This is a genomic window from Streptomyces anandii JCM 4720, from assembly GCF_014650655.1.
Classification (GTDB): Bacteria; Actinomycetota; Actinomycetes; order Streptomycetales; family Streptomycetaceae; genus Streptomyces; species Streptomyces anandii.
Genome location: NZ_BMVJ01000004.1, coordinates 373,340 through 381,489, shown reverse-complemented (window position 1 = coordinate 381,489; position 8,150 = coordinate 373,340). Strand labels below are relative to the sequence as shown.

Below are 8,150 nucleotides of genomic sequence, written 5' to 3'. Positions count from 1 at the left end.
CCGCCTCCTCCTCGCTGATCTCGCCCCGGCCGACGGCGGCGCCCAGCAGCGACAGCACGTCCTCGCCGCCGCCGTCCCGGCGGGCACGGATGGTCGCGGCGATCCAGCCGTACATGCCCTCCTTGGCCCGGTCGGCCGCCTCCGCCCCACCGCACATGGAGATGATCTGCCGGGTCCAGGTGTGCACCTGCTCGCGCTCCGCGGCCGGCACCCCCATCACCTCGCTGACCACCGCGATCGGGAACGGCTCCAGCACCCGCTCCACCAGGTCCGCGGGCGGCCCCTGCCGCAGCAGCCCGTCGATCAGCTCGTCGAGCATCTCCTGCGCGCGCGGCCGCAGCCGCTTCATCGCACCCACGGTGAACGCGCCCGAGACCGGCTTGCGCAGCCGGTTGTGATCGGGCTGGTCCGCCCAGGCCAGCGAACCCGGGCGCGGCTTGAAGTGCGGTGCCAGGCGGGTCACCTGACGGTGCATCACCTCGGTGCGACTGAACCGCGGGTCGTTGGTGATCAGCTTCACGTCGTCGTAACGGGTCGCCAGCCACGCCCACCCCTCGCCGTACGGCAGCCGGATACGCGTCAGCGGACCCTCGCGCATGAGATCGGCGAGCACCGGGTCGAACGCGGTGCCGTCCAGGTCGAGCGCGGGCCACTCCCGGACCGGGGGCGGCGCCGTCTCCTCGCCCGAGGGCTGCGCCGCGCCGGGAGGCGCCGGGGACGTGAGCCGGTCGGGTGGGGCTGTGGTGATCTCCTGCGTCATGCGTCCACCCTCACCGTGGCCCGGCCGCTTGTCGCGCCGGAGTGCTCCAGGTGGCGGAGGGTCACTCGTGAGGGTCACGGCGACCGTCGGGGCCGCCCGGAGCGTGAGCCCCGTGAAGCTCGTGGAGGCCGTCGACCAGGCGGGCCAGCGCCGACGCGAGCCGGGTGAGCCCCGGCCCGGCCGGACCGCCCGGCTCGCTCATGTACGTGTCCCGTCTGATCTCCACCATCAGCGCGGCCACCCGCGCATCGCGCCCGTAGTACTCCAGCGGTACGTAGGCCCCGCTGAACGGGCTGTCGAGCCCCGTCTCCCCGAACCCGGCGAACGCCTCGCGGGCGAGGCCGGCCAGCGGGGGCGGGGTGTGGAAGGCGTCGGTGCCCAGGCACACCGGCGGACGCGGCCCGGCCCCGTGCAGCTCGTAGGGCAGGGCGGCGGTCGGGTAGGAGTGCACGTCCACGATCACGGCACGACCGGTCGCGGCCAGCCGGCCGGCGACGGCCTCGGTCATGGCGCGCGCGTACGGATGGAAGTACCGCTCGACGAGCGGCGCGGGATCGGTGTCCGCCGCCCGCAGCGCCCCCCGGTGCGTGGTCGCCGTGTAGACGGCGCCCATGCCCACGGCGAGCATCTCCTCCCGCTCGTCCGGGAACCGCTCCGGGTCGACGACCAGCCGCGACAGCCGGTTGACGAACCGCCACGGAGTGAGCGCGGCCGCCCCGGCCGCCGCCTCGGCGAGCTCCGCGGTGTGCGCGTCGGTGATGTGGTCCAGCTCCCGCTCCAGCGCCGGGTCGTCGAGCATGATCCCGGCCCGTACGTCCGCCGGTATCCGCCGCGCCGAGTGCGGCACGTGCAGAATCACCGGCGAGCCGCCGTCCCCGGGCAGCAGTTCGAAGGACGGCACGTCGCCGGACACGAAGCGGCTCCTGTCTCTCCCGGTCCCGCGGGAAGACCTCGCGGACATCACCCCGCGATCATGCCCCACCCCACGGACAACGCCGTCCCGCCCCGGGGGACGGCTCCGCCCCGGCCGGCGTGGTGCCGGGCGGGGCGGAGGAGGGGGCCATGGGACGGCCCCCGGGTCAGGCGGTGAGCCGGGGCCGGGTCAGCTCAGGGAGGCCAGGGCCTCGTTCCAGGTGGCGGACGGGCGCATGACCTCGGCGGCCTTGGCCGGGTCGGGCTGGTAGTAGCCGCCGATCTCGGCCGGCTTGCCCTGGACGGCGATCAGCTCGTCGACGATCTTCTGCTCGTTCGCGGCGAGGGTCTCGGCGAGCGGCGCGAAGGCCTTGGCGAGGTCGGCGTCCTCGGTCTGCCGGGCCAGCTCCTGCGCCCAGTACAGGGACAGGTAGAAGTGGCTGCCGCGGTTGTCGATGCCGCCGACGCGACGGGTCGGGGACTTGTCCTCGTTCAGGAAGGTCGCCGTGGCCTTGTCGAGGGTGTCGGCGAGCACCCTGGCGCGGGCGTTGCCGGTGGCCTCGGCGTACTGCTCGAGGGAGGGCACCAGGGCGAAGAACTCGCCGAGCGAGTCCCAGCGCAGGTAGTTCTCCTTGATCAGCTGCTGGACGTGCTTGGGCGCGGAGCCGCCGGCGCCCGTCTCGAACAGGCCGCCGCCCGCCATCAGCGGGACAACCGACAGCATCTTGGCGCTGGTGCCCAGCTCCAGGATCGGGAACAGGTCGGTCAGGTAGTCGCGCAGCACGTTGCCGGTGACCGAGATGGTGTTCTCGCCGCGGCGGATGCGCTCGACCGACAGCTTGGTGGCCTCGACCGGGGACAGGACCCGGATGTCCAGGCCCTCGGTGTCGTGCTCCGGCAGGTACTGCTCGACCTTGGCGATCAGGTTGGCGTCGTGCGCGCGGCCGGCGTCCAGCCAGAACACCGCCGGGTCGCCGGTGGCGCGGGCGCGGGTGACGGCGAGCTTGACCCAGTCCCGGATCGGGGCGTCCTTGGTCTGGCAGGCACGGAAGATGTCACCGGCAGAGACGGCCTGCTCGATCACGGCGTTGCCGGTCTGGTCCACCAGGCGCACCGTGCCGGTGACCGGGATCTCGAAGGTCTTGTCGTGGCTGCCGTACTCCTCGGCCTTCTGCGCCATCAGGCCCACGTTGGGGACCGAGCCCATGGTCGAGGGGTCGTAGGCGCCGTTGGCCCGGCAGTCCTCGATGACGGCCTGGTAGACGCCGGCGTACGAGGAGTCCGGCAGGACGGCGAGGGTGTCGTGCTCCTGGCCGTCCGGGCCCCACATGTGGCCCGAGGTGCGGATCATGGCCGGCATGGAGGCGTCGACGATCACGTCGGAGGGGACGTGCAGGTTGGTGATGCCCTTGTCGGAGTCGACCATCGCCAGCGTGGGGCCCTCGGCGAGCTCGGCGTCGAAGGAGGCCTTGATCTCGGCGCCCTCGGGGAGGTTCTCCAGGCCCTTGAAGATGCCGCCCAGACCGTCGTTCGGGGTCAGGCCGGCCGCGGCGAACGTCTCGCCGTACTTCGCGAACGTCTTCGGGAAGAAGGCGCGTACGACGTGACCGAAGATGATCGGGTCGGAGACCTTCATCATCGTGGCCTTCAGGTGCACGGAGAACAGGACGCCCTCCTGCTTGGCGCGGGCGACCTGCGCGGCGAGGAACTCGCGCAGCGCGGCGACACGCATCACCGAGGCGTCGACGACCTCGCCCTTGAGGACGGGCACCGACTCGCGCAGCACGGTGGTGGAGCCGTCGTCGCCCTTGAGCTCGATGCGCAGGGTGCCGTCCTCGGCGATGACGGCGGACTTCTCGGTGGAGCGGAAGTCGTCCGCGCCCATCGTGGCCACGTTGGTCCTGGACTCGGAGGTCCAGGCGCCCATGCGGTGCGGGTGGGTCTTGGCGTAGTTCTTGACGGAGGCCGGGGCGCGGCGGTCGGAGTTGCCCTCACGCAGGACCGGGTTCACGGCGGAACCCTTGATCTTGTCGTAGCGGGCGCGGATCTCGCGCTCCTCGTCGGTCTTCGGGTCGTCCGGGTACTCCGGCAGCGCGTAGCCCTGGCCCTGCAGCTCGGCGATGGCGGCCTTCAGCTGGGGGAGGGACGCCGAGATGTTCGGCAGCTTGATGATGTTCGCGGCCGGCGTCCTGGCCAGCTCGCCCAGCTCCGACAGGGCGTCCGGGATCCGCTGGTCCTCGGTGAGGTACTCCGGGAACACGGCGATGATGCGGCCGGCCAGGGAGATGTCACGGGTCTCCACAGTGACACCCGCCTGCGAGGCGTACGCCTGGACCACCGGCAGGAAGGAATACGTCGCCAGGGCCGGGGCCTCGTCAGTGTGTGTGTAGATGATGGTCGAGTCAGTCACCGGGTGCTCCGCTCCACGTCTGCAACATTGCTCGATATCAAGATATCTCGTGGGCGGGCGGGGTTCGACAGGGGCCCGTGGCTGCCCCGCCCGACGCGGAGGGGGAGGGGTGCCGTCCTCCGGGGCTGCGCCCCGGCCCCCGTGCGGGGCTGCGCCCCAGGCCCCCGCCTCATGTCAGCGTGCTGTCGGTGCTGGAGGGGGCCCTGCCTCTGGGCAGGCCGCTTGCAGGGGTGCGGGCCGGTGCCGGGAATGGTGCTCGGGGGAACAGGGACAGCCGCGCGAGCGCGGATGGCTTCGGGGTGCAGAAGGCGCAGCCCCCGCAGGGGGCCGGGGCGGAGCCCCGGGGACGGTCGTCCTTTGGCCCATCGAGTGGGGTGGGCGGGTGGGCGAGGGCGGGGCGCAGCCCCGGGTGGGGGCCGGGGCGCAGCCCCAGGGTGCCCGCGCGCCGTCGGCTCAGTGGCCCCCGTCCACATGAGCCGCCCGCGGATGCGGAATCACGGCCTGGGCCGGCTGAATCGCGACGCTCCGCGCGGGCGCGGGAATCCGGATCCCCTCCTCCCCGTACCGGCGGTGCAGCCGCTTGATGAACTCGTGCTTGATCCGGTACTGGTCGCTGAATTCGCCAACCCCCAGGATCACCGTGAACCCGATCCGGGAGTCACCGAAGGTGTGGAACCGGATCGCCGGCTCGTGCTCGGGCAACGCCCCGCTGATCTCGGCCATCACCTCGGCCACGACCTCCAGGGTCACCCGCTCCACGTGCTCCAGATCGCTGTCGTAGCCGACTCCCACCTGCACCAGCACCGTCAACCGCTGCTCGGGACGGGTGAAGTTGGTCATGTTCGTCTTGGCGAGCTGCCCGTTGGGGATGACGACGAGGTTGTTGGACAGCTGACGTACCGTCGTCTGCCGCCAGTTGATGTCCTCGACATACCCCTCCTCCCCGCTGCTCAGCCGGATGTAGTCCCCCGGCTGAACGGTCTTGGAGGCGAGGATGTGCACGCCCGCGAACAGGTTGGCGAGCGTGTCCTGCAGCGCCAGCGCCACCGCGAGACCGCCCACGCCCAGTGCGGTGAGCAGCGGCGCTATGGAGATCCCGAGCGTCTGGAGCACCACCAGGAACCCGATCGCGAGGACCAGGATCCGCGTGATGTTGACGAAGATCGTGGCCGATCCGGCGACCCCGGAACGCGACTGCGTCACCGTCCGCACCAGCCCGGCGATCACCCGCGCCGCCGACACCGTCACCACGAAGATGAGCAGCACCGTCAGTATCTGGTTCACATGGTGCTGCACCGTCCGGGTCAGCGGCAGCACCGCCGCCGCCGAGGCCGCACCGCCCGCGATCGCCGCCCACGGCACCACGGTCCGCAGCGCGTCCACGATCACGTCGTCCCCGCTCCACCGCGTGCGCTTGGCGTGCTTGGCCAGCCAGCGCAGCAGCGTACGGGAGACGAACGCGGCCGCCAGCCCCGCGGCCAGCGCGATGCCGGCCAGGACGAGGTCGTCCAGCGTCACGGCGCGGTTCACCGGCTGCCACCCCCCGCTCCCGAAGGACGCGCCGCGGCGCACGGGGCGGCGGCCGCGGACGGCCGGATGTGAAGTTGCGTCACGTAGTAGTCACCTGCTCGGTTCCGGAATGTGCGAGCGCGCCGGCGAGAGCTTCCGGGATTCCCGATTCCCGATTCCTGATTCCCGAGGACGGCTCCGTGCCGGGCGCGGTCGTTCATCCTGCCGTATCCGGCAGGCCACTTCGCACCGAGGGCGAGGTGACAAGGGGCGTATCAGACGATCCCCTCGGCGAGTTCGGCCTGGTCCCGCTCGGTGCCGTAGGCGGCGGACACGGGCGTGCCCCCGTGCGGACGGCGGGCGACGTACCACCACACGCTGGCCAGAATCAGTACCGCGGCCAGCGCCACCGGCGCGTAGTTCAACGTGCCCAGGGTCACCGGCGAGGACTGCGGCAGGCAGAACAGCACGGTGGCGAGCGCCCCCCACGCCACCGCCGTCCAGCCGACCGGCCGCCCGAACCGGCCGAGCCGCCACGGCCCCGGCCGGAACCGGTCGCCGGCCCGCAGCCGCAGCAGTACGGGGATGGCATACGCGGGCGCGAAGCCGACGACCCCCACGGCGGTGACCGCCCCGTAGGCGGTCGCCGAGTACAGCGACGGCAGGGCGAGCACGCAGGCCAGCGACACCGACAGCCACACCGCGGCCACCGGGGTGCGGGTACGGCCGCCGACCCGGCGCCACAGGGACGAGCCGGGCAGCGCGCGCTCCCGGCTGAACGCGAACACCATGCGGCCGGCCACGGCCACCACCGCGGCGCCGCAGAGCAGTTGGGCGACGACGGCGACGAGCAGCACCGCGCTCGCGCCGTCCCTGCCGAGGCCGTCCAGCAGGATCTGCGCGGGCGGCACCCCCGTGGGGCTCGCGAGGGTGGTGTCGTAGTCCCGGATCGCGAACGTCAGCCCGGCCAGCAGGACGAGGCCCGCGAGCCACGACACCGCGATGGAGCGCACGATGCCGCGGGCCACCGCCACGGAGGCGCCGGCCGTCTCCTCGGCCAGATGGGCGCAGGCGTCGTGGCCGGAGAGCGTGTACTGGGCGAGCAGCAGGCCGACCGCGGCGACGTAGAGGGGATGGGACCAGCCGGTGTCGTCGACGAACGTCGTGAACACGAACGACGGCGGGCGGTGGTGGTCCGGTACGACGGCGAGCGCGCCGGCGATCAGCGCCACGCCCCCCAAGTGCCACCACACCGAAACCGAGTTGAGCACGCCGAGCAGACGGATCCCGAAGAGGTTCAGCACCGCGTGCAGCAGCAGGATCGCGATGAAGACCAGCATGGTCCGGCCGGGCGTCGGCTCCCAGCCCCAGCGGAGATTGGCGAAGGCGCCGGTGAACAGGGCGGCGCCGTAGTCGGCCCCGGCGATCGCGCCCAGCAGACCGAGCAGATTCAGCCAGCCCGTGTACCAGCCCCAGCGGCGTCCGCCGAGCCGCCCGGCCACGTAGTACAGCGCGCCGGAGGCCGGGCAGGAGCTGGTGACCTCGGCCAGCGCGAGGCCCGCGCACAGCACGAGCAGGCCGGCGCCGGCCCAGCCCCACAGCATCACGGCCGGCCCGCCGGTGCCCAGTCCGAAGCCGTACAGCGTCATGCAGCCGGACAGCACCGAGATCACCGAGAAGCCGGCCGCGAAGTTGCCGAATCCGCCCATGCGGCGCGCCGCCAGCGGACGGTGGCCGAGCTCGCGCAGCCGCCGCTCCTCCTCGTGCCGCGCGAGCACGAGGGGATGGGTTCGGGCGGATTCGAAGGCGCGGGACATGGGAAGGCCTCTTGGTCAGGATTCGGGCGTCGCGGGCGCGGGCCCGGCGGTGGTTGCGGTGGCGGTCGTGGTCGTGGGCGCGGCCGGGGTGTCCGCGCCGGTACGGCAGCGGGCCCGGGCCTGGCGGAAGACCTCCAGGGCCGCTCCGAGGGAGCCGTCCGCCGCCACCCCCGCCGGACCGGCGGCGCGGCAGGCCCAGGGCCGTGGCGTCCAGTACGGGCCGAGCGCGTCGAACACCCGCGCCGCGTCCCCGAACCGCTGGGCGCCCCACAGGGCGTGGGCCAGATGGTTGAGGTCCAGCGGGGAACGGCCGGCCGGCTCGCTCGACGCGAACCAGGAGAGCAGCGCCTCGCTCGCCTCACGCGTGGCGTCCTCCGCCACCCAGTGCAGGTCGAGCGCGGCGTCCTGGCCGTGGGCACGCCGGTAGCGTTCGACGCGCACGTACAGCGGCAGCACGTGCAGCGCCGAGCCGGGTGGCGCCGAGGCGGCGGCCCAGTGCGCGAAGGCGGACGCCTCCGCCGGGCGGTCGGCGAATCCTCGCGCGTAGAGGAACTGCAGCATGCGGTGGTGGGCCTCGCGGTTGTGCGGGTCGCGCCGGCCGGCCTCGGCGAGCAGCCCCCAGGGGCCCACCGGCAGCGTCGCCTCCGGCGGCGCCTCGCGGTGCTCGTCCCAGCGCAGGTCCCGGTCGAGCTGGGCCAGCGCCAGCAGGCACACCCACGGCACCGGGTCCCGCGGGGCGATC

General features: G+C 73.0%; 5 protein-coding genes and 1 pseudogene. All 6 read right to left on the bottom strand.

Translation table 11 applies throughout. The features are described from left to right. Positions 1–760 (bottom strand): cytochrome P450 family protein (locus IE249_RS36855; protein WP_506366523.1); only part of this gene is annotated, 760 nt, incomplete at its 3' end. A 61-nt stretch (positions 761–821) separates the two neighbouring features. Continuing rightward, the gene (locus IE249_RS10385; protein WP_189704476.1) at positions 822–1,673 is read right to left on the bottom strand and encodes an N-formylglutamate amidohydrolase; all 852 of its coding nucleotides are present in this window, start codon (positions 1,671–1,673) and stop codon (positions 822–824) included. A gap of 189 nt (positions 1,674–1,862) precedes the next feature. After that, entirely contained in the window at positions 1,863–4,082 is a 2,220-nt protein-coding gene (locus tag IE249_RS10380; RefSeq protein ID WP_189704475.1) for an NADP-dependent isocitrate dehydrogenase, read from the bottom strand. 453 nt (positions 4,083–4,535) lie between these two features. Beyond that, the gene (locus tag IE249_RS10375) at positions 4,536–5,612 is read right to left on the bottom strand and encodes a mechanosensitive ion channel family protein (RefSeq protein WP_189704474.1); all 1,077 of its coding nucleotides are present in this window, start codon (positions 5,610–5,612) and stop codon (positions 4,536–4,538) included. Positions 5,613–5,866: 254 nt separating this feature from the next. Further along, on the bottom strand, positions 5,867–7,408 hold the full coding sequence (locus IE249_RS10370) for an amino acid permease (RefSeq protein ID WP_189704473.1): 1,542 nt from the start codon (positions 7,406–7,408) through the stop codon (positions 5,867–5,869). A 15-nt stretch (positions 7,409–7,423) separates the two neighbouring features. Beyond that, a pseudogene (locus tag IE249_RS36850) lies at positions 7,424–8,150 on the bottom strand (hypothetical protein); the annotation flags it as partial.

Coding starts and splice junctions, on each gene's coding strand:
- IE249_RS10370 (WP_189704473.1), bottom strand. CDS start 7,408: ATGTCCCGCGCCTTCGAATCCGCCCGAACCCATCCCCTCGTGCTCGCG.